The sequence below is a fragment of the Paracoccus sp. C2R09 genome (genome assembly GCF_018860625.1).
Classification (GTDB): Bacteria; Pseudomonadota; Alphaproteobacteria; order Rhodobacterales; family Rhodobacteraceae; genus Paracoccus.
Genome location: NZ_JAHKQB010000024.1, coordinates 1 through 21,899, shown reverse-complemented (window position 1 = coordinate 21,899; position 21,899 = coordinate 1). Strand labels below are relative to the sequence as shown.

Here is a 21,899-nt window from a genome sequence, read left to right as displayed (position 1 = left end):
CAAGACTAGTTATACACGTATTGTGCAGCGATGCCCGGGCGTGGTATCCGGGGGAAACGAATTCGGGGATTTGCATCAGCGATGGCACAGCCGCTCTATCAGAAGGTGATCGACACGATCGTGGCGCGAATTGCGTCGGGTGAACTGCTTGCGGGCGGCATGCTGCCAAGCGAGATGCAGCTGGCATCCGAGGTGGGCGTATCGCAGGGCACCGCGCGCAAGGCGCTGATGATGCTGGAACAGCACGGCATCCTGCGTCGCGAACAGGGGCGCGGCACCTTCGTGACGGCCAGAACCCCCGAAAGCTCGCTCTTCAACTTCTTCCGCCTGCGCGAGGGGGACGGCGCGATCGTCAGCCCGGAACCGGTCGAGGAGAAGATCGTCCAGCGCGCCGCGACGCAGGTGGAACGCGCGACCCTGTTCGAGCGGCCCGAGACCGTCTACGAGATCGCGCGCATCCGCAGCATGGATGGCACCAACAGCACGATCGAGACCTCGGTCGTGCCTGCGCAATTGTTCGCGGGTCTGGAGAACCGCGCACCCCTGCCGAGCGCGCTCTATATCCTCTATCAGCAAAGCTATGGCTGCATCGTGCTGAAGGCCGAGGAAAGCATCACGGCCACCGTGGCCGATGCCGACCAGGCCGCAGCCCTTGGAATCGCGCAAGGCGCCCCCCTTCTGCAGGTAGAGCGCCTTGCCTTCGATATCCTGGGCCGCCCGATCGAGCGTCGCCGCAGCCTCTATCGCACCGATCGCTTCAGCTATCGCGTGACCTTGGACTGATCGCCCGGCAGCAAGGTGATCTTGGGGGCCGCGACCCGGCCTTCGGCAATGCGTCGGAATGCGTCCGGGCCATCCGTCAGCGGGGCGGTTTCGGCCCAATCGAGCGCCCCGAGCCTGCCGTCGAAGATCGCCTGCGCGGTATCGCGGAAATCCTGCGCGGTATAGGTATAGGTCCCGATGAAGCTGAGCTCCTGCAGGGTCGCGCGGCGGATATCGAACCCCGGTCCGGTATCCCCCAGCCCGATATGCATGAAGACGCCGCCCGGGCGCAGCGCCGCGCTGCCCGCCGCGCGGGTGGCCCCGAACCCCACGCCGTCGATCACCAGATCGATGTCGCGTGGCGCGGGATCCTTCGCCGGATCGAAGACCTCGATCCCGCGCTGCATCTGGACGATCCTGCGCCGCGGCGCCGATGTCTCGGCCAGGAAGATGTGCCCTGCCCCCATGGCACGCAGGACCAGCGCCGCGCCCAGGCCGATGGCACCGCCGCCCATCACGAGGCAGCGCGCCTCGTTCAGCGGAATATCCAGCGCGCGCGCACCCAAACGGACCGCATGCCACCCGCAGGCCAGCGGCTCGGTCAGCGACGCGACCGCCATCGTCACGTGATCCGGCACGACCACGAGATTGCGTTCCGGGATCGCCAGAAGTTCCGCAAAGGCCCCTTCGCGCGGTGGCATCGAGATGATCTGCCGCGTGCCGCAAAGGTTGTCGCGTCCCGCCCGGCAGGCAGGGCAATCGCCGCAGGTGACCAGCGGGTTCACCGTAACGCGGCAGCCGCGCATCGACCCCTCGATCACCGTGCCCGCGGCCTCGTGGCCCAGGATCAGCGGAGCGGGGCGGCGGTCGTCATGTCCCGCCCATGCATGCATGTCGGAACCGCAGATGCCCACCGCCTCGACCCGGACAAGCGCCTCGCCATCGGCGGGTCGCGGATCGGGCAGATCGAGCAATTCGAGCTGCTTCACGCCGGTATAGACCATGGCCTTCATTTCGCGGTGAACCCCCCGTCGACATAGAGGATCTGCCCGGTGACGTATTCCGACGCGTCCGAGCACAGGAACATCGCGGGGCCGGTGATATCGTCCAGCCTGCCGTTTCGCCCGATGCAGGTCTGGGCGGCATTGCGCGCGGCCAGATCCGCATCGCCGAAGACGGGGCCCGTCAGCTCTGTCGGGAAGAATCCCGGCGCCAGGGCATTGGCCATGATCCCGTCGCGGGACCAGGCCTCGGCCATGGCACGCGTCAGCTGGGCGATGCCCCCCTTGGACGCGCCATAGGCGATCCCACCGTGGAATGCCCGCCCGCTTTGGAGCGAGGCGAAGTTCAGGATGCGCCCCCAGCCCCGATCCCGCATTCCCGGAACCATCGCCTGCGCCAGGAAGAAGGGCACCGACAGGTTCAGGTCCAGCGTGGTGAGCCAGCCATCCAAGGTGACCTCGTCCGCGGGCTGGCGGGTGTTGATCCCCGCCGCGTTCACGAGGATGTCGGGCGGTCCGAAGACATCCGCCACCTCGGCCGCGATGTCGGGCACGCCCTGCAGATCCGACAGGTCGGCCGAAATCGCCCGGGATCGCGTCCCGTCGCACCAATCGGCCTTGCGCCGTGCGACGCTGACGACGCGTGCCCCACCCCGGACCAGGGACTGCGCGATCGTCCGGCCCAGGCCCGAACTGGCCCCGGTCACGCAGGCGATCCGTCCTTCGACTGACAGGGTCGCCGTCATGCGGGCACCTCGGTTCCGCTCAGGTCGAAGCTCTCGTCGGGGAAGTACTTGGCCAGCCGGATGTCGGCGGTGCGGGCATGACCCTCCATCCCCTCGAGCCGCGAGATGCGCGCCGTCGCTTCGGCAATGGGCCGTGCGCCGTCGCGGGTGGCACGCTGCCAGGTGACCAGCTTCATGTACTTGTGGACCGACAGACCCCCGGTATAGCGCGCGGCCCCCGAGGTCGGCAGGACGTGGTTCGTCCCCGAAGCCTTGTCGCCGAATGCCACGGTCGTTTCCTCGCCCAGGAACAGGCTGCCATAGCAGGTCAGGCGGTTCAGCCACCAGTCGAGGTCGTCCGCCTGCACGGTCAGATGCTCGGGCGCGTAGCTGTCCGAGGTCGCGGCCATCTCCTCGCACGTGTCGCACAGGATCACCTCGGCATAGTCGCGCCATGCGTCGGTGGCATTCCGGGCGTTCAGTTCGGGCAGGGTCCCGATAAGTTGCGGCACGCGGGCCATGACCTTCTGCGCCAGATCGCGGTCGTCGGTCACAAGCCAGACGGGCGAGTTGTAGCCGTGTTCGGCCTGCCCCACGAGATCCCATGCCACGATCTCGGGATCGGCGCTGCCATCGGCCAGGATCAGGCTGTCGGTGGGACCTGCGAACATGTCGATGCCCACGCGACCGAACAGCAGGCGCTTGGCCTCGGCCACGAACTGGTTGCCCGGCCCCACCAGGATGTCGGATTGCGGCAGCCCGAACAGCCCGAAGGCCATCGCGGCGATCCCCTGCACGCCCCCAAGCGCCAGGATCTGATCCGCCCCGCACAGATCGGCGGTATAAACGATCGCCGGGTTCAGCCCGACCCCCGGACGCGGGGGCGAGCAGACCGAGATGTTGCCGCAGCCTGCAACCTTGGCCGTCGTGACCGTCATCAGCGCAGATGCGACATGGCTGTAGCGCCCGCCGGGGGCATAGCAGCCCGCCGCGTTGCAGGGGATCGCCTTCTGGCCAAGGATCAGGCCGGGTTGGATCTCGGTCTGGAAATCGCTGATCGTCTGCTTCTGGGCTTCGGCGAAACGACGCACGTTGTCATGGGCGAAGCGGATGTCGTCCTTCAGTTGCTGGCTCAGCTGGGCGGCGGCCGCGTCGATCTCGTCGCGGGTCAGGACGATGTTGCCCTCGTAGCGGTCGAATTTCTGCGCGTATCTGCGCGCCGCGTCTTCGCCGCCGGCCTCGATCTCGGCCAGGATGTCCTGAACGATCTGGCGGGTCTCGCCGGCATCGGTCGTGGATTGGCGGGCTGCTTTCTTCAGATAGGTGACGGACATGTTGACCCTCTCATTTCAGGTTTTCAGGAAGCATCAGCGTCGAGACGACCGGCAGGTATGCGATCAGCAGAACGACGATCAGCATGCAAAGGACGAAGGGAACGGCGCGTGCCGAGATGCGGAGGATGGATTCCCCCGTCAGCCCGCCCACGACGAACAGGTTCAGCCCCAGGGGCGGCGTGATGAACCCCACCCCGAGTGCCGTGATCATCATCACGCAGAACTGGATGTCGTTCATGCCGATGCTGTCTGCCAGGGGCTTCAGCAGGGGTGCCAGGATGACGATGTTGGGCGTCGTTTCCATCACGCAGCCTGCCAGGATCAGGATGCCGATCATGCACAGGATCATCACCCAAGGCTCGTTGCTGATCGAGGTCATGGTATGAACGAAGCCCTGCGGCACCCCCATCGCGGACAAGGCCTGCGAAAGCGGCAGCGACATCGCGATGATGGGCACGATGACACCGTTGACCTTGGCCGAACTGACCATCATCGAGGGGAAATCCGACAGTTTCAGCGTTCCGAGGATGAAACCCAGGATGATGGTGATGGTGACGGCCGTGGCGCCCGCCTCGGTCGGGGTCAGGCGCCCGCTGAAGATGCCCCAGAAGATGACGCCCGGAACGATGAAGGCATACCAGCCCCTTGCGATCGTCCGGCCAAGATTGGCCAGCCATTCCGAAAGGCTGAGCGGATTGCCGGACTCGTAGGCATGGCGACGGTTGACGATGGTGTTGGTCAGCAGGATCGATCCGAGGATGATGACGCCGGGGATCAGTGCCGCCTGGAACAGCGTGGAGGCCGAGATCCCCAGGACCAAGCCGATCACGATATAGGCGATCGAGGGCGGGATCAGGATGCCGGTGCAGGCCCCCGCCGCGACGAGCGCGCAGGCATAGGGGCGCGGATAGCCGCTTTCGACCAGGCGCGCGATGGTCATGCGTCCGACTGCGGCGGCCCCGGCCGCATCCGACCCCGAGATGGCCGAGAACATCCCGCAGACCAGCACCGTGGCCGATCCGAAGCCGCCGCGCGTCCAGTTGGTCAGCGCCTCGGCCACGTCCAGGAACTTGCGGCTGAGACCGGTGCGCACCAGCACGTCGCCCGTCAGGATGAAGAGCGGGATCGCGGTCAATGCGAAGTGGTCGATCCCCGAGAACAGCCCCTCACCGACCAGTGAAAGGGGCAGCACCTGCGATGTCAGCAGCAAGAGCACCGATGCGGATCCGATCGCGACCCAGACCGGCACCGCCAGCGCCACCAGCCCCAGGAAGACGACGACGGGAAGATAGAAGGTCCAGTCCAGCGCGACCGCACCCTGTTCCATTTGTTGCCAGAGCATTGCGACCTCACTCGAACAGGCGTTCGCCTTCGTAGACGGGGTTGCCCAGGCGCAGATCGCGCAGGTCCCGACCGAGGCATTGGAAAAGACGGAAGATCATCAGCGCGAAGCCGATCGGCACCGCCATCAGGAACCACACCATCGAGATGCGCAGCCCGTGGCTGACCGAACCGAACTTCCACGAGATCTCGGCCGTGTCGATGGCCAGCCACAGCGCCAGCAGGGCCAGCGCCAGCGTGACCAGGTCGCCGAAGATGTAGATCAGCGCCCGCCCGCGTGGCGGAAGATAGTTCAGGATGACGTCGATGCGGATATGGGCGCGTTCGCGCACGGCCGCCGCCGCACCGATCCAGCAGAGATAGATGAAGCTGTAGCGCACCACCTCCTCTCCCCAGATGGAGGAATAGGCGAAGACCTCCCGGCGGACGACTTCGATGGTCATCGTCGCGACCAGCATCAGATAGAACACGAGCAGCGCCCAACGCTCGATATTCCGGTCCAGGATTTGGAACATGGTTCTCCTCCGGCCGCCGGAAGACGGTCGTCTGCGAGGTTTCGTTTGCCGAAAAGAAGCCGAGGGTCGCGCCTGTCAGCGCGACCGCCACCGATCACGTATCGTGAACATAGGCACGCCCGTCGGTGGACGCGGCCTCGGCCAGCTTGTCGAACTCGGCCATGGATCCGGCAAGATGGGTCTTCGTCGCGTCCCATTCGGAACGCTGGAAGCCGCCGGCCTCCTTCCACTGCGCCATCTGGTCGTCATCCAGCGAATGGAACTCGACGCCGCTGCGGCGCAGCTCGGCCATGGCGTAACCGCGCGCGGCAGGCACCTTGGCAAGGTTCTGGTCGCCGGTGACTTGGGCCGCGAACTCGACCGCCTCGCGCAGATCGTCGGGCAGCCCCTCGAACCATTCGAGGTTGCACGAATACACCTGCGCGTCCGGAACGGCCTTCGTGAAGGTGACGTGGCTCAGCATGTCCTTGAACCCGAACACATAGAGCGCCCCCGTCGAGGGATCGAGCGCGTCCGCCACGCCCTGCTGGATGGCCGAGGGCGTCTCGCCCCAGGCGATGGGTGTCGGGTTCGCGCCGACCATGCGGTAATAGGTCTGCATGATCTCCGAGCCGGGAACGCGGAACTTGATCCCGCGCATGTCCTCGGGCGTCAGCACCGGCTTGTCGATGCTGTTGCGCAAGGCCACGCCACGCGGATCGATGATGGCATAGAACAGCGGCTTGAAGCCCCGTGCCTCGATCTGCGGATGGACCGTGGTCGTCCAGTGGTCGGACCGCACGAGATTGACGAAGCGCTGGTTGCTGCCGCACAGATAGGGCAGGTTGATCAGGTCCACGACCGGTGCGTAGGGCGCGAAATTCGCGATGGAGTGCTGGGCCGCCTGGATGGTGCCCGATTGCACCTTCTGGACCAGTTCGTTGGCCGAGCCGAGCTGCCCCGCCGGGGCCAGCTTCACATAGATGCGGCCGCCGCTGAGGTTCTGGACGTTCTCCTTCATGTCCAGCTGCATGATCGGATAGCTGCGATCGGCGAACATGGTATAGGCCGTGGCAAGCGTCATGACCTCTTCGGCGGCGCGTTCGCGTTCCTGTTCCTCGTTCGCCGTCTGGGCGGCTGCGCTGTCGGACCAAAGGGTGCCTGCCGCCCCCGCCAGCACCGCGGCGGTAAAGCTACCTGTTCCGGCCAGCTTCAGGAAATTGCGGCGTGTCGCATGACGCCGATCGATTTCGTCGTTTTCATCAAACATCGTTCCTCCCCCTCCCAAGGGAACTTCGTTCAGGTCTTTTGTCTTGCCTCGCTTATCAATGTCCCGACCGCAAAGGCGGTCGCGGCGGCTGCCATCAGCAGCATCTCCCCCACGTTTCCCAGAAGGACCGTCCCGCCGGCTCCCATCAGCAGGTTGGCCACGAAGCTTGCAAAAAGCAGGCCCGAGATCGCGAAGGCCGTGATTGCCGAACTGCTCATCGACACCTCCTCCGTGTTCGAATCGCTACGTCATTTGTTGTGTAAGCGCTTACATCTTGTGATGCAAGCGCTTACATACGATATTGGCGGCGTTATGGAGTATGTTTGATGGGTGCCGATACGGAGCCGCGGAATGACCGCCCAAAAGTGCCGACCCTCGAGGATGTGGCACGTCTTGCAGGCGTTTCGACCGCCACCGTGTCGCGGACGCTGAATTCGCCCGACCGCGTTCGGACGGAAACCCGCCTTGCGGTCGAGAATGCGGTCGCCGTCCTGGGTTATACGCCGAATTTCGGCGGACAGGCATTGGCGTCGCGGCGCAGCAACACGATCGGGGCGATCATTCCGACGATGGCCAATTCGATCTTTGCCACGGCCGTGCAGGCGCTGCAGGAAACCCTTGCGGCACGAAACGTGATGCTGCTGGTCGCAAGTTCCCAGTATTCGCCCATGCGAGAGCAGACGCAGTTGCGCACATTGCTGGCGCGCGGGGTGGACGGGATCGCCCTTATCGGCAGCGAACGCCCGCCCGAAGTCTATGACATCCTGGAATCGCGCCGCGTGCCCTTCGCGCTGCTGTGGTCGGCGCCCAGGGCGTCGTCGCATCTGACCATCGGTTTCGACAATGCCGCCGCCGCATCGGAGGTGGCCCGAAACGTGCTGGCTGCCGGGCATCGCCGGATCGCCCTTCTTACTGGCATGATCGAGGGGAACGACCGCGCCCGTGCCCGCCTGCAGGGCGTGACCGAGGAACTTGCCCGCGCAGGCATCACGCTTGACCCCGGCGACATCGTGGCGCTGCCCTATACCCTGGACGACGGAGAGGCCGGAGCCATCCGTCTTCTGTCGCGCCCGGATCGTCCGACTGCGATCATCTGCGGCAACGATGTGCTGGCTGCGGGTGCGATGCGCGGGGCACGGGCGATGGGCCTGTCGATCCCGGGCGACGTCTCGGTCACGGGCTTCGACGACATAGAGCTTGCGACAGCAGTCAGCCCTGCCCTGACCACCGTTCGCGTTCCCCACCGCCGCATGGGCGAGGCCGCGGGCCAGGCCCTGTTGGAGTGGATCGAGACCGGACAGCAGCCGCGCTCGATCGGCTTCCCGGCCGAGTTCATCGCGCGTTCCTCTCTTGGGCGTCCGCCGGGGGGCTGAGGCCCCTGTGGTGATCGAAAGCATAACCTTCGCCGCCCCGTACGGGGCCTGCGCGGCATCGGACAGGCCCATCCTTCGGCGCAGTGCTCATCCTTGTCCGACGCAGAGCCACTGCCCACTCACCCGCCGATCACGACATCACCCGCGCGACTGCAGCAACCAGATAAGGCTATCTTCCTTTGCGGACGGGGGCTGGGGCGATGATGCTGCCCAGGCCTCGGAACGACACCATGCATGGGTTGAACCGCCACTAGCATCGTTCCAGTCAGCAGGCAGAAGCCCATTGCAGCTTGGATCAGATGCGCTGCAGCAAAGTCGATGTCGGACACCAGCAGCCACGCCGCGATGTTTCGGGAAAGGGACATGCGCGCGACCATGGACAGATGACGGAGCCCGTGGCCGGGGCATGATCCGGCCATCTGGCGACACCCGCGCCCTCGGCGGGGCACTCGAGGAATTGCCGTTGGCGGATCACTGGAGAATGCCATACCGATCAGCATCAGCGATTTCACAACCGCCGCGGCCGTACCGCGCGACCTTGGAAAGAACTCCCGAGCCCCGAACCGCAACAGTAACGCACGAAAACGATAACGATTCATAGGGTGTGACACCCCAGATAAAGGCGCCTTGCATCGCGGGTTCTAAAGGCATTCACACGCGTTACAGTCGATCGCGCCTGTCATATCAGAACCGGTGCGAATACTGTCTGGCGAAGGAAGGCGGAGAAAGATCAGCACGGTCGCGGGAGGGATAAGGCAGGTACCCTTGTGCGTTGCCCTGCAGACCCGTGCGACCGACACCACGCGCCGACAGTCCCCGCTGCTTGTCGCCGCGTTGCAGCTGAATGTGGCAGCGTTCCAACATATCAGCAATCATGCCGTACTCGACCTGCTTCCAATCAGCGCATAATATAAAGACTACAGGTCACCTACTCTTCATGCGCACGATTACGGCCCTCAAAGGATGAGAGTATCGAAACATGCAGTCGTAAACTTTTGCAGCTCGCCCGGGTATGACCGCACAGGCGTGGCAAACTGTATGTGCTGCACCGGCTGCAGCGAACACACCGGCTCCCCTATCAAAGCTGGCAATCCCGAGATTGACCCCTTGCTCATTAACAGAGCCTTTGGCTCATGACCACTCGAAGCCGCCATTGCCCGAGGCAATAACAAGATCACGGGTGATCTGTCTGACCTTTCGAAAAGAGCCTTCAAGTTAGGCCTGCACATGCTTCACCGAACGGCACGGATCGAAAGCCAGCCCGTGTCGCGTGACGCTTGCGACCCTCGCCCCCACGACCAGGACCAGGACCAGGACCAGGACCAGGACCAGGACCATACCGCCTTCCGGCGAAGGCAAGTCAACTTGCCCCTCGACCCCTGATCGGGAACATGTCCTCTCCGCATGTATGCAGCCGCACGTGATGGCTGCGGCACAGCCAGCGTACCTCCAGCGGGCGATCATAGCTGTCGTGATGCGCATCGACCTTGGCACTGCCGCAGATCTCGCAGGTGAGGCGCTTCAGCCTGCCCGATGCAAGCGCCTTCTGCACGGCCAGATGCGCGCTGTATTTCGCGGGATTGGCGCGGCGCCAGTCGGCCTGTCGGGTATGGCTTGTCAGGTTCGGCCTGTCGGCATCGTCGGTCATGCGGCCACCGTCCACAGGCGGAAGCGGCGCCCGCCCGTCACCTCGCGCAGAAGGGCGCCGTCCTGCAGACGTGTCAGCACGCGGATCGCGGTCGAGCGGCTGACACCGGCCTGCGCCTCGACCTCCATCGCGGATACGAGCGGACGGGCCAGCAGCGCCCCGATGACCCGGTGGGCATTGTCCCCGTCATTTCGGACGACTGTCGCACGGGCGCGGGCTGCCCAGGCCTGCAGCTGCAGGATCGCGATGCGCGCATCCCGAGCGCCTGCCTCGGCCGCGGCCAGATGCGCGGCAAGGCGGTCCGCCACCGGACCCGATGCAGGCCATGTTCGCCGCCCGTGCTGCCCAAGCGGGACGAAGGGCATCGCCCCGCCGTCAAGCGCCATGTGCCGTGCGGACCACACCGCGGGTTCGACCACCTCGGCCGGAGGGGACAGTTCCGCCTGCCGCCACAGCATCAGGATCGCAGGGCCGCGGGCGATCGGTTCCAGCCCCGTGATGGCGTCGACCCCGCAGGCGAACATGGCTGCGGCATCGTCGAAATCCTTCCCCCTCGCGCGCAGGGACGGCAATGCCGGGTTCGCATGCGAAGCTCCGTGCATCCCCAGAAATGCAGCCAGATCGCCAAGATCGGCCCGCCCGGTCAGGCGACGAAGCGCCCATCTTGCGATCCGAAGCGCCTCGGGGTCGGAATCCGCGCGGGCATCCATCAGATCGCGCCCGATCTCGTCCCGCGAGAGGGCAATGCCCTGCGACCAGAGCATCGCCTCGACCTCCAGCAGGGCCAGCCGCATTCGTGCGCCTTCGGCCTCGGCTTCCGGCAATGCGGCGATCGTCGCCTCCAACCTGCCCAGCTCTCGGGTGGAGCGGGACAGTTGTCCGGCAAGCCCGGCCTGCGCATTCAGCCAGGACGCCGGGTCGCCCGGCATGGCCTCGGTCCGCTGCATGGCTGGGGTGACGGGGTTCATGTCGTCACGTTGCACCAAGCCGTGACGATGGGCCAACCCTTATTTTCAGGTTCGGCGGGATCGGCCGGTCGCCACCCACCCCGACGCGGATATGCGCCGGGGTGGGGTCGTGATCAGAAATCGACCGAGGTCGAGATGGTGAAGGTCCGGCCTTCGGCATAGATCGGGTCGATCCCCCCGCGGGCCGAGCTGGTGGCATAGCTCGAACGCTCGAAATAGGTCTCGTCGAACAGGTTCTCGACACCGACGCGCAGGGTCGCGCCGCGCAGCCGCTCGGGCTGCCATTCGGCATAGGCGTCCACGACGGTATAGGAATCCATCTCGTAGAAGCTGCCCCAGTCGTCCCCATCCAGGCTGCCCGCCCAGGCGATGGAACCGCCGACCTTCAGGTCGTACTGCTCGAATTCCTGGTCGACGAACAGGGTCGCGGTCTTGCCCACGGGCACGAACGAGCCGCTGCTCGGCAGGGTTTCCTCGCCGTTCTCGGTGGTCTTGACGTCGGTGAAGGTCATGCCCACACGACCAGCGCCCCAGCTGTAGGACCCGTTCAGGGTATAGCCTTCGGAGCGGCGGTCATAGGCGTTGCTCAGCACCAGATCGGTCCAGCCATATTCCGGCATGTCGTCGATATGCGTGTCGAAATAGGTCACGCCGAACTGCCAGGGGCCGGTATCGGCGTTGAAGCCGACCTTGACGTTGCGCGCGCTCGACGCCTCGAAATCGGGATCGGTCACGAAGCCGTCCGCACGGGCATGCAGATAGCCGTATTCGGCAAGGTCGTAGCCCATGAAGGTCCGCGACGCCCCCGCGAAGACCTCGAAGCCCGGACGGAACTCGTAGGACAGCGTGGCATTCGCCGACATCCCCGCATCCGAGAAGCGTTCGTTGTTCCAGTCGGTATAGCGCATGTAATCGGCACGCGCGCCGGTGGACAGATCGAAGCCGTTGCCGAATTCGAACCGGCCCTGGACATAGCTGCCCAGCTGAGTGGTCTGGAAGTTGCGCGTCGGATTGTCGCCATAGCTGTCGACATGGTAATCGTGCTGGTTGAAATCGACGCCCGCGGTGATCGTGCCGCCGCCCAGCTCGAAGCGGTTCTCGGCCTTGCCGCCGAACTGTTCCTCTTCCAGGCGCATGTCGCCATTCGCGCCGTCCTCGACGTAATCGGGACGGTCATAATCGAACTTCGAGACGTAGAACTGGACCTTCGGGTCCCATGCCGCCGTCGGTGCCGTGCTGGTATAGGTCAGGCTGAGACGATCGGTCGTCACGTCCATCGGATAGAGGGTCGTGTCGTCCGCAAGCCCCAGGTTCATCTTGATCGTACGATCCGCGTGGTCCTGGTCGCGCTGATAGGCCAGCTCCAGCCGGTGCGTCTCGAATTCGTAGCCCAGCTTGGCCAGAACGCCCGCGGTCGCGGGGGCCGTCCCGAGGATCGTGTCGCCATCGCCATCCTCGTAGTCGTCGCCATCCTGCTTGTGCAGCATCACCAGCCAGTCGAACCCGTTGGCCGCCCCGTAGGATGCAAGGCTTGCCGAGGCGCCCTGCCCGTTCGTCCCGTAAGACAGGCTGGCCCGCCCGCCGACATTCTGCCCCGCCTTCAGCATGTCATGCGCCGAAACCGTCTCGTATCGCACGGCACCCGCCGCCGCACCGAAGCCCGCATCGGCCGATGCCGCGCCGCTCTCGACCTCGACCGCCTTCAGGAAGGCGGGATCGATCACGGCGGAACCCGTATGGTGCCAGCTCGTGTCGACCTCGGGGACGCCGTCGACGCTGACGGCCAGGTTCGACTGCTCCATGCCCAGAACATGGATGCGCTTGGCGGGCCCGCCGCCGCCCGCGACCGTGACCGTGCTTTCGCGCGCAAAGAGGTCGGACACGTCCTGGGGGTGCAGCGCGCGCAGATCCTCGGCGTCGATGACCGTCCCGCCGGTGGCCTCGATGTTTTCGCGCCCCTCGTCGACAAGCGAGAGGACGATCTCTTCCAGCTGGATGACCTCTTGCGCCATGGATGGCGTGGCGATGGCAAGCGACGACACGCCTGCAAGAAGGAAACGAAGGGTGTTGTTCATGGCAACCTCGGGCTGACCCCGTTCGTCCGGAACGGGGGAATAAGCTTTGGATTGCTGGCATCTGCTGGCTGCGGAACCGATCCGGGCCGTGCGTTCACGAACCGATCAGGAACGCGTGATCCTATGCCCCAGCTTTGCACGCGATGCAAGACTGAGCGGTTCAGAAGATGAGCGACACCGTTGATTTGGCGGATGATTGCGGATCGACATTCGGAACGCGGATGATGGCCGGTCCCGCAAACAGGGTTCCGACGCAGGCGCCCTGCCACGGCATCGGGACGGGTGCATCGAATGCCGTCGCGGGGCGCCATGCCCCCAGGGCGGGTCGCATATCGGCTGCGGTTAACGACCGCGCATCCCGATCCGGGCTGCAACGATGGCGGCTTCCTGCTCAATTTCTCACTGGATGTCTTCCGTCCGCGCCCCGTTCATGAGAAGGGGGTAACAAACAAGAGCAGCGTGGCATGCGCCGCGATCTGCCGCAAAGCAGGAGCAGAGTGTCGAGTTGTCAGATCGAACCGTCCGGACCCGGAATGACCAAGGGCCGGCCAGCGTCGGGGCGTTCCAGGTACGGGGCCGCTTCCTGACGGCCCTGGCCCTTCGCATCGAAAGCAGCATCGCGGATGAGGGCTTCTATGCGCAGCTGGACGAACAGCTGAACCGCACGCCGCAATTCTTCGCGGGTGCGCCCATGGTCCTGAACCTTTCGCACGCCCCGGGCTTCCGCGAGGCCGACGCCCTGGGCGCGCTGGTCGGCAACCTGAGGCAGCGGGACTTCCGCGTCTTCGGGGTCGAGAATGCGGCCGACATGGACGAAGCGCTCCTGGGTTCCCTGGGTCTCATCCCGGTGGAAACGGGCCGCGATGCCCCCCTGCCCCGCGAACCGCGCCCGGGCAGGCCCGCGCCTGCAGCCGCTCAGCCCGCACCGCAGGCCGAGGCACCCGCACCCCTGCGCAACAAGGTCATCCATTCGCCCGTCCGGTCGGGCCAGATGATCGTGGCCGAACAGGGCGATCTGACGGTGATCGGCTCGGTCGCCTCGGGGGCGGAACTGGTCGCGGCGGGCAACATCCACGTCTATGGCCCCCTGCGCGGACGGGCCATGGCGGGCTGCCACGGAGACGAGACCGCGCATATCTTCTGCCAGAGCCTGAACGCGGAATTGGTTGCGATCGCGGGCTTGTACAAGACGAACGAATTGCTTGAAGATGCGGCCCGCCAGCGCTGCACGCATATCTATCTCGAGGATGAGAAGCTACGAATGGAGGTGATCGCATGACGACCGAAGCCAAGACAAACCCGCCGCTAGGGCGGGTCATCGTGATCACCTCGGGCAAGGGGGGCGTCGGCAAGACGACCTCTTCCGCGGCGATCTCGGCGGGCCTTGCCAAGCAGGGCTTCCGCACGGTGGTGATCGATTTCGACGTGGGGCTGCGCAACCTGGACATGACCATGGGCTGCGAACGCCGGGTCGTGTTCGACTTCATCAACGTCATCCAGGGCGATGCGAAGCTGAAGCAGGCGCTGATCAAGGACAAGCGTGTCGAAACGCTGTCGATCCTGCCCACGTCGCAGACCCGCGACAAGGATGCGCTGACCAAGGACGGGGTCGAGAAGGTCCTGAACGAGCTGAAGACCGAGTTCGACTATATCATCTGCGACAGCCCCGCGGGCATCGAGCATGGCGCCCAGATGGCCATGTATTTCGCGGACGAGGCCGTGGTCGTCACCAACCCCGAGGTGTCCTCGGTCCGTGACAGCGACCGCGTGCTGGGCCTGCTCAGCAGCCAGACCAAGCGGGCCGAGACCGACGGCGCCGAGGCGATCAAGGCGCAGGTGCTGATCACCCGCTACGACCCCGACCGCGTGAATACCGGCGAGATGATGACCGTGGACGACGTGCTCGAGATCCTGGCCGTGCCGCTTCTGGGCGTGGTCCCCGAAAGCAAGGCGATCCTGAAGGCGTCGAACGTGGGCACGCCCGTAACGTTGGACGGACCTTCGGCGGCGTCGCAGGCCTACGAGGATGCCGTCGCGCGTCTGACCGGCAAGCAGGTCGAGATGCGCATGGACGGCGAACGCCGACCGGGCTTCCTGCAGCGGCTGTTCGGGCGTGCATCATGAGCCTGTTCAGCTTCGCACGCCGCAAGGCCCCGCCCAAGACCGCCCAGACCGCGAAGGATCGTCTGCAGATCCTTCTGGCGCATGAACGCAGCAGCAGCGGCGCGGCCGAGGCTGATTACCTGCCGATGCTGCAGCGCGACATCGTCGCGGCCATCCGCAAGCACGTGCCGATCGACGACAAGGATGTCGAGGTCCGGATGGATCGCGGCGACAACATGTCCAGTCTGGAGATCAACATCGAACTTCCCGCCGCCGCCAAGGGCAAGGCGGACTGACAGATGGGCGCGGGCCTTCGGGTCCGCGCCTCTGCCGGGTCCGGGCGGACCGGTTCACGACCGGCCTAGCCCCAATCCACCAGCCTCGGGTCGTTCGCGGCGATCGCCAGACCGTCCGCGACCGCCGTGAAGACCTCGGCAAAGGAATGCCGGGCCGCGGGGAAGTTGCGCCGCATGGTGTCCGATACCATCCCCATCAGGCTGGAACCGCCGACATAGACGACCTTGCCCACCTGATCGCGGTCGATGCCCGCAAGGCGCAGGGTCTCGTCCGCGCCATCGGACAGCGCCTCGGCATGGCGCGACAGGCTGTCGGCGACGGCATCGACGCTCAGCGGAATCGCGAACCCGCGTTCGATCTGATCCAGCAGGATGTTCGGGTCATCCGACCCCGTGTTGACCGCGATCTTTCCACGCTCCACCGCGAAGGCCAGATCGTGGCCAAGCTCGCGTTCCAGCACGGTGGCAAGACGCGCCAGCTTCGCGGGCGCATGCGCAAGGCGTTCCATCTCGGCCGCAAGCTTGCGGTTCTGGGGGGTATAGAGGAACGGGATCTTTTCCCATGTCGCAAGGTCGTTGAAGATCGCGTTCGGAACCGGCGAGGTCCCCGGCCCCATGAGCTTGCGCAATTCGGTGCCCTTGCCCAGCATCGGCATGACCCGGTCCAGACTGATCGAGCGGTCGAAATCGGTCCCACCGATGCGGACCCCGTGATTGGCAAGGATACGGACGCCGTCCGGGCCGGACGTGAACAGCGAAAAGTCGGACGTGCCCCCGCCGATATCGACGATCAGGCTGACCTGACCTGCCTCGTCAAGCGCACCGCTTGCGATGGCCGCAGCCTCGGGCTCGGGCGTGAAGCGGATATCGCGGAACCCGGCGGCAAGATAGCACTGACGCAGATCCTCCTCGGCCCTGCCCTCGCGCGGGTCGTCGGCGCCGTGAAAGACGACGGGCCGGCCGGACAGCACGCGATCGAATGCGATGCCTGTTTCGGCCTCGGCGCGGGTCCGGATCTCGGCCAGGAAGCGTCCGATGATATCGACGAAGGTCACCCGCTCGCTCAGGATCTGGCGGCGTTCATGCATCAGGCTGGTGCCCAGCACACGCTTCAGCGCGCGCATGAAGCGCCCTTCCACCCCGTCCAGCAACGCGCGGTTCGCGGGCTCGCCGATCAGGGTCCGGCGGGTTTCCTGATCGAAGAAGAAGGTCGTCGGCATCGTCGAGCGACCGGGCTCCAGTTCGATCAGACGGGTTCGCCCGTCCACCACATGCCCCGCGGCCGAGTTCGACGTCCCGAAATCCAGCCCGAGGCCCATCCCAATCTTTGCCATATGCGCGACCCCATCACCCGGAAGGGCGCGGAGATAGATGCCGCCACGGGTGAAGTCAACGCAAGGTTTCGACGCAGCGCCGCGTGGTATGACGCCGCGGATGACGACCTGCCGGGACACGCATCGGGCGTCCCGGCAGGTTCATTGTCGGGTGGTTGCGGTGTCCGCGTCAGACCACGTCGACGGTCAGGGTGCCGACGCCTTCGACATGGCCCACCAGCCGGTCGCCCCGGTTCACCGGCCCCACGCCCGAGGGCGTGCCCGTCATGATCACGTCACCCGGCTGCAGATCGAAGAAGCGCGACAGCTCCGAGATCATCTCGGGGATCTTCCAGATCATCTGGTTCAGATCGCCCGTCTGGCGACGTTCCCCGTTCACGTCCAGCGTCACCGCGCCGCTGTCGGGATGCCCGATCTTCGCGGCCGGGACCAGCGGCCCGCAGGGGCCGGATTTCTCGAAGCTCTTGCCGACCTCCCAGGGGCGGCCCATCTTCTTGGCCTGGCCCTGCAGGTCGCGGCGCGTCATGTCCAGGCCCACGCCATAGCCCCAGACATGATCCAGCGCCTGGTCCTCGGGGATGTCGGTTCCGCCCTTGGACAGGGCGACTACCAGCTCGATCTCGTGATGCACGTCCTCGGTCCGCGAGGGATAGGGGAAGGTCCCGTCCGATGTCAGGTTCGACGGGCTCTTGAAGAAGAAGAAGGGCGGCTCGCGGTCGGGGTCGTGGCCCATCTCGACCGCATGGGCGGCATAGTTGCGACCGATGCAGAACACCCGGTTGACAGGGAACAGCTGGTCGCTGCCCTCGACCGGCAGGGTCGCGGTGGCCGGGGGCGCGATGACGTAATCGGCGGGCTTGAAGATATCGTTGGGCATCAGTTCCTTGCTCCTGCGTAGTATTGAACACGTTTTTCAAGGCGCGCGACCAGTTCGGCAAGGGTCAGCGCGCAGGTGAAGAGAATGACCACCAGCGCCCAGAAATGGGCCATCAGGAAGTTCTGCTGGTAGAGCGAGAAGAGCGCGCCGACCCCGATGATCGACACGAGAAGCTGGCCGATGACGACGCCCTTGACGCCGCGCACCATTCCAAGCCGCACCCCGGCCAGGATTTCAGGCAGGGCCGACAGGACCATCATGCGCGCCCGTTCGATCCGCCCGACCTGAAAGCTCTCGGCCATTTCCATCAGGGACGGCGTGATATGGCGAACGCCCGCCCGCGTATCCAGCACGATGATCCAGACCGCGAACATGAAGACCGTCACGATCACGGTGGGCGTCCCCAAGCCGAAGAGGATCATGAAGACCGGAACCAGCGCCGACAAGGGCGCCGACAGGAAGGTGTTCACCCACATGTTCAGCATCCGGTCGGCCGCGGGCACCAGCCCCATCAGGAACCCGAGCGGTATCCCCACGACAAGCGCAAGCGCGATCCCCGCGACATAGGACAGCAGCGTGATGCGGATTGCCTCGGCGAAGCTGCTGGAGGTCACGACCTCGCCCATCGAGGCCAGCACCTGGGTGAAGGGCGGGAACAGCATCACCAGTTCGAACCTGCCGATGATTTCCCACAGGACGACCCAGACCAGCAGCGATGGCATCTTGGGGACATGATATCCGAAAACGACCATGGCCCTACTCCACGTATTTCTTGATGCCGGTCCAGATGCGCTCGACCGTATCTAGGTAGGCCTCGTCGCGGCGCAGCTCGTCGGGGGTGATGTCGGCCCTGATCTGCGGGTCGATGATCTCGGACACGCGACCGGGGCGCGGTGACAGCATCACGATCCGGTCCGAGACATACACCGCCTCCTCGATCGAATGGGTTACAAACAGGAAGGTCTTGTTCTCGACCTCCCGCAGGCGCATCAGATCCTCCTGGAACTTGCGGCGGGTCTGTTCGTCCACCGCGGAGAACGGCTCGTCCATCAGCAGGATGTCGGCATTCACGGCCAGGGCACGGGCCAGCCCGACGCGCTGACGCATCCCGCCAGACAGCTCGTGGGGGTATTTCTGTTCGAAACCCGACAGCCCCACCTCGGCGATGTAATGGCGCGCGCGATCCTCGCGCAGGGATCTTGCGACGCCCTGCATCTTGAGCCCGAAGGCCGCGTTCTCGAGAACGGTGGCCCAGGGCATCAGCGCGAAATCCTGGAACACGAAGGCGCGTTCGCGGCCCGGTCCCGTCACCGGCTTGCCGTTGACCAGGATCTGCCCCGATGTCGGCTGCAGCAGCCCCGCCACGATCTTCAGCAGCGTGGTCTTGCCGCAGCCCGACGGGCCCAAAAGGCTGGTCAGATGGCCGCGTTCGAATTTCAGGTTGATGTCCTGCAGCGCCGTCACGGTCGAGCCGTAGATCTTCGATATGCCGCGGATCTCGACGATGGGATCGCGCACGACGGTGGTCGGGACGTGGGTCGCTTCGGTCGGCATGGCAAGCTGTTGCATCAGTTTCCCCTCCTCTCGGCATGGAACAACCGACCTTCCAGCCATTGCAGCAGGCTGACGGCCAGGATTGCGAACAACACGATCGACACGATCGTGGCATACATATGGGCGAAATTGGCGACCGAGCGGTGATAGGTGATCAGATCGCCGATGCCCGTGGGCGTGATCAGCAGCTCGGCCAGGACGACGCCCGAAAAGCCCTCGGCCACGCCCAGCCGCAGGCCCGCGAACATCATCGGACTGGCAGCGGGCAGGATGATCTGCGTCACCTGCTGCATCCGGCTGCCCGTGAAGGACCGGCACATCGACACCATGGATGGCGGCACGTTCCGCACGGCCTTGTAGCAGTTCATCGCGATGACCGGCATGGCCAGCATCACCACCGCCAGCACCTTCGAGGTCAGCCCGATGCCATAGACGAAGGTCACTAGCGGGATCAGCGCCGCCATCGGGGCGGCCTGCATCACGATGAACAGCGGCAGGGTCACCCATTCGACGCTTGCGCGCAGGCCCATGGCCACGCCCGCGCTGATGCCGATGCTCAGCGATATCGTCAGCCCGATCACCAGCGGCTCCATCGTGCGCAGATAGGCCGCGCCCATCGAGCCGTCCGCGATCATGGACCACAGCGCGGACATGGTGGCGGTGAAGGTCGGGAATGCGAAGTTGAAGCCCGACATGGCCGTCATCTGCCAGATCAGGGCGAAGACCGCGATCGACAGGATCTTCCAGTGAAGTCCCGCATGCCAGAGGCGCAGCCCCAGGCCCGATTGCAGTCCGTATGTAGGAATAGAGGGATTGGCTGTCGTCATGTAAGCTCACCCTGCGTTCGGGCACCGGGGCGCTGGTCGCATGCTCCGGCGCGTTCGCTCTGCCCGCCGGATCGCGGATCAGAGGGCGGTGGCGCTGCCACCCGTGCAGTGTCGGCGGTCAGTCTGCCGCGGCGGTCAGCAGGTCAAGATCCCAAAAGGCCGAGGGGTCGGTATCCGGTCCCGGCGTCTCGACCTGACCGGCGGCGGACAGGAACCGGAGATCGTCCATCACGTCCTCGGGGGCCGTCGCGCGCGTCGGCAGCATGCCGTCATTCACGGCGCCTTCGAAATAGGGCGTGATCCCGGCCACCGCCTGTTCGGGCAGGTCCGGCAGCAGGTCGTAGCGGGTCCGCAGTTCGGCCACGATCGTCGGATCGTCGTTGATCTCGGTCCAGGTGCGCGACAGCTCCTCGATGAAGACCTCGACATCGGCCTCGCGGTCGTCCAGAAAATCCGCGTTGCCGTAAAGCGCCTCGTCGGTGGCGTTCACGCCGTCCAGCGGAAGACGTTCGAACCGACCCTTGCCCTGTTCGGTCAGCAGCCGAAACCCCGAGCTGTCGACGATGGTGGCCTTGACCGCCCCCTGAAGCATCGCCCCTGCCCGCACCTCGGAACCGGGAACATAGCTGATCGCGGAATAGCTGATGTCGTGCTGCGCCTCCATCAGGCGCATCAGCGCCTCGGTCCCCGAACCGCGCGAATGGACGGTCACCTCCTGTCCGTCCAGATCCTGCCAATCCTGGTAGAATTCGGTATTGACCACCGGAAAGAACTGCAGCGTGCTCATCCGATAGAACATGCGGATCGGCGCCTTCGAATTCTGGATAAAGGCATAGGGCGCGCCGACGCCGATATCGGCCTGCCCGCCCACGACGGCCTGCGTCGCGACATCCTCGGAATTGAAGAAGGTGATGTCCATGGGCACGCCGCGTTCCCTGGTCCGCTCCATCGCGATCAGCAGTCCCAAGGTCTCGACCGAGGCGATGTCGCCCATCGCCACCCGCATCGGCGTGCCTTCCGCACCCGCAGCGGTCGCCATCATCGCGGCGGCAATGCTGCCGATCAGACAGGTCCCGAAATTCGTCGTTGTCAGATTGTCTCCTCTCATGTCATCGCCCCTCCCAAAGCGGTTTCATGATCCCCCTCCGGTAACCGATTCCGGATTGGTTAGATCATGGATGCGCATTGGTTATCCGGTCAACAACTAATTCACCCGTTTTTTTCTGCCTATTATGGTTGCCAGTGTTTCAGACCGCTCCTAGTATCGCGTGAATGATACGAATTGGTAAAACGACATGAAGGCAGATCCCGATCCGCGCATCGACCGCCGCAAGGATCCCGAATCCGGTCCGCGGCAGGCTGCGCTGGTGCAGCTGCGCGCATGGCTGACGCGGCATGATCTGGAACCGGGGACGAAGCTGCCGGCCGAGAGGGAGCTGTGCGATGCCATCGGCGTGTCGCGCGGCGAATTGCGCAAGGCGCTTGCGACGCTCGAGGCAGAGGGGCAATTATGGCGGCATGTCGGCAAGGGAACCTTTGTCGGCGCCCGCCGGGTCGAGGTTCCGGGCCTTGCCCAGATCGACCGCATGACCAACCCGGCCGAGGTGATGCGCACCCGCCTGCTGATCGAACCGATGCTGGCACGCGAGGCCGCGCTGAACGCCACGCAAGAGGATGTCGAGGCGCTGCATGCCTGCGTCGCGCGAACGCGCGCCGCGGCCACCTGGCGGCAATACGAGACCGCCGACAATGAATTTCACCGGCTGATCGCGCAGGCCACGGGCAACTGCCTGCTGCTGGCATTGTTCGATGCGCTGAACGGCGTCAGGCGCGCAGTCGTCTGGGGGGCGCTGCGGCCCGAACGCAGCAAGCCGCCGGCGGATCACCATTCCTTCGCGGAACACGACGTTATCGTAT

At 65.1% G+C, this 21,899-nt stretch carries 23 protein-coding genes; 6 read left to right on the top strand and 17 right to left on the bottom strand.

What is annotated here, in order from left to right; translation table 11 throughout:
- Positions 1-81: 81 nt before the first annotated feature.
- The gene (locus KO490_RS09450) at positions 82-783 is read left to right on the top strand and encodes a GntR family transcriptional regulator (RefSeq protein ID WP_216019177.1); all 702 of its coding nucleotides are present in this window, start codon (positions 82-84) and stop codon (positions 781-783) included.
- Here KO490_RS09450 and KO490_RS09445 read toward each other — a convergent pair.
- The 7 genes from KO490_RS09445 to KO490_RS09415 all read right to left on the bottom strand — a co-directional run bounded on the left by KO490_RS09445 (position 762) and on the right by KO490_RS09415 (position 7,145).
- Positions 762-1,775 carry a zinc-binding dehydrogenase gene (locus KO490_RS09445; protein ID WP_216019176.1) on the bottom strand — a complete coding sequence of 338 codons (1,014 nt, stop codon included), beginning with the start codon at positions 1,773-1,775 and terminating at the stop codon, positions 762-764. The two genes, KO490_RS09450 and KO490_RS09445, sit on opposite strands and share 22 nt — an antisense overlap.
- The gene (locus tag KO490_RS09440; protein ID WP_216019175.1) at positions 1,772-2,509 is read right to left on the bottom strand and encodes an SDR family NAD(P)-dependent oxidoreductase; all 738 of its coding nucleotides are present in this window, start codon (positions 2,507-2,509) and stop codon (positions 1,772-1,774) included. Before KO490_RS09440 ends, KO490_RS09445 begins: the two co-directional genes overlap by 4 nt.
- On the bottom strand, positions 2,506-3,822 hold the full coding sequence (gene hisD / locus KO490_RS09435) for a histidinol dehydrogenase (protein ID WP_216019174.1): 1,317 nt from the start codon (positions 3,820-3,822) through the stop codon (positions 2,506-2,508). Before hisD ends, KO490_RS09440 begins: the two co-directional genes overlap by 4 nt.
- Before the next feature lie 10 nt (positions 3,823-3,832).
- A complete protein-coding gene (locus KO490_RS09430; protein WP_216019173.1) occupies positions 3,833-5,164 on the bottom strand; it encodes a TRAP transporter large permease in 1,332 nt (443 codons plus the stop codon).
- 7 nt (positions 5,165-5,171) lie between these two features.
- Positions 5,172-5,678: a TRAP transporter small permease gene (locus tag KO490_RS09425; RefSeq protein WP_216019172.1), complete on the bottom strand. Its 507-nt coding sequence runs from the start codon at positions 5,676-5,678 to the stop codon at positions 5,172-5,174.
- 94 nt (positions 5,679-5,772) lie between these two features.
- On the bottom strand, positions 5,773-6,927 hold the full coding sequence (locus KO490_RS09420; protein WP_216019171.1) for a TRAP transporter substrate-binding protein: 1,155 nt from the start codon (positions 6,925-6,927) through the stop codon (positions 5,773-5,775).
- A gap of 29 nt (positions 6,928-6,956) precedes the next feature.
- Positions 6,957-7,145 (bottom strand): hypothetical protein, encoded by a 189-nt coding sequence (locus tag KO490_RS09415; RefSeq protein ID WP_216019170.1) that lies wholly within the window; start codon positions 7,143-7,145, stop codon positions 6,957-6,959.
- A gap of 147 nt (positions 7,146-7,292) precedes the next feature.
- Here KO490_RS09415 and KO490_RS09410 point away from each other — a divergent pair, with 147 nt between their 5' ends.
- Positions 7,293-8,300 (top strand): LacI family DNA-binding transcriptional regulator, encoded by a 1,008-nt coding sequence (locus tag KO490_RS09410; protein ID WP_303462999.1) that lies wholly within the window; start codon positions 7,293-7,295, stop codon positions 8,298-8,300.
- Between the two features lie 1,215 nt (positions 8,301-9,515).
- Here the strand turns inward: KO490_RS09410 and KO490_RS16565 are convergent.
- From KO490_RS16565 to KO490_RS09395, 4 genes are all read right to left on the bottom strand, one after another.
- Positions 9,516-9,638, bottom strand: coding sequence for a hypothetical protein (locus KO490_RS16565; RefSeq protein WP_256447482.1), 123 nt, complete (start codon positions 9,636-9,638; stop codon positions 9,516-9,518).
- Positions 9,639-9,660: 22 nt separating this feature from the next.
- Positions 9,661-9,948, bottom strand: a complete 288-nt coding sequence (locus tag KO490_RS09405; protein WP_216019168.1) for a hypothetical protein — start codon at positions 9,946-9,948, stop codon at positions 9,661-9,663.
- Positions 9,945-10,916 carry a hypothetical protein gene (locus tag KO490_RS09400; protein WP_216019167.1) on the bottom strand — a complete coding sequence of 324 codons (972 nt, stop codon included), beginning with the start codon at positions 10,914-10,916 and terminating at the stop codon, positions 9,945-9,947. The genes KO490_RS09405 and KO490_RS09400 overlap by 4 nt, the downstream gene beginning before the upstream one ends.
- A gap of 113 nt (positions 10,917-11,029) precedes the next feature.
- Positions 11,030-12,991: a TonB-dependent receptor domain-containing protein gene (locus tag KO490_RS09395; protein ID WP_216019166.1), complete on the bottom strand. Its 1,962-nt coding sequence runs from the start codon at positions 12,989-12,991 to the stop codon at positions 11,030-11,032.
- A 505-nt stretch (positions 12,992-13,496) separates the two neighbouring features.
- Between KO490_RS09395 and minC the strand changes: the two genes are divergently transcribed.
- From minC to minE, 3 genes are read left to right on the top strand one after another with little or no spacing between them, the layout of a single operon-like run.
- A complete protein-coding gene (gene minC, locus KO490_RS09390) occupies positions 13,497-14,270 on the top strand; it encodes a septum site-determining protein MinC (RefSeq protein WP_216019165.1) in 774 nt (257 codons plus the stop codon).
- Positions 14,267-15,115 carry a septum site-determining protein MinD gene (gene minD, locus KO490_RS09385; protein WP_216019164.1) on the top strand — a complete coding sequence of 283 codons (849 nt, stop codon included), beginning with the start codon at positions 14,267-14,269 and terminating at the stop codon, positions 15,113-15,115. Before minC ends, minD begins: the two co-directional genes overlap by 4 nt.
- Entirely contained in the window at positions 15,112-15,390 is a 279-nt protein-coding gene (gene minE, locus KO490_RS09380; protein WP_216019163.1) for a cell division topological specificity factor MinE, read from the top strand. Before minD ends, minE begins: the two co-directional genes overlap by 4 nt.
- Before the next feature lie 65 nt (positions 15,391-15,455).
- Here minE and KO490_RS09375 read toward each other — a convergent pair whose 3' ends face one another.
- The 6 genes from KO490_RS09375 to KO490_RS09350 form a co-directional block, all read right to left on the bottom strand.
- Positions 15,456-16,724, bottom strand: coding sequence for an Hsp70 family protein (locus KO490_RS09375; protein WP_216019162.1), 1,269 nt, complete (start codon positions 16,722-16,724; stop codon positions 15,456-15,458).
- A gap of 169 nt (positions 16,725-16,893) precedes the next feature.
- Positions 16,894-17,601: a fumarylacetoacetate hydrolase family protein gene (locus KO490_RS09370; protein ID WP_216019161.1), complete on the bottom strand. Its 708-nt coding sequence runs from the start codon at positions 17,599-17,601 to the stop codon at positions 16,894-16,896.
- A complete protein-coding gene (locus tag KO490_RS09365; RefSeq protein ID WP_216019160.1) occupies positions 17,601-18,353 on the bottom strand; it encodes an ABC transporter permease in 753 nt (250 codons plus the stop codon). The genes KO490_RS09370 and KO490_RS09365 overlap by 1 nt, the downstream gene beginning before the upstream one ends.
- A 4-nt stretch (positions 18,354-18,357) precedes the next feature.
- Positions 18,358-19,170: an ABC transporter ATP-binding protein gene (locus tag KO490_RS09360; protein WP_216019159.1), complete on the bottom strand. Its 813-nt coding sequence runs from the start codon at positions 19,168-19,170 to the stop codon at positions 18,358-18,360.
- Entirely contained in the window at positions 19,170-19,982 is an 813-nt protein-coding gene (locus KO490_RS09355; RefSeq protein ID WP_216019158.1) for an ABC transporter permease, read from the bottom strand. Before KO490_RS09355 ends, KO490_RS09360 begins: the two co-directional genes overlap by 1 nt.
- Positions 19,983-20,100: 118 nt before the next feature.
- The gene (locus KO490_RS09350) at positions 20,101-21,090 is read right to left on the bottom strand and encodes an ABC transporter substrate-binding protein (protein ID WP_216019157.1); all 990 of its coding nucleotides are present in this window, start codon (positions 21,088-21,090) and stop codon (positions 20,101-20,103) included.
- Positions 21,091-21,277: 187 nt separating this feature from the next.
- Here KO490_RS09350 and KO490_RS09345 point away from each other — a divergent pair.
- Positions 21,278-21,899, top strand: a 622-nt coding sequence (locus KO490_RS09345) for a FadR/GntR family transcriptional regulator (protein ID WP_216019156.1), incomplete at its 3' end; no start/stop codon positions are given.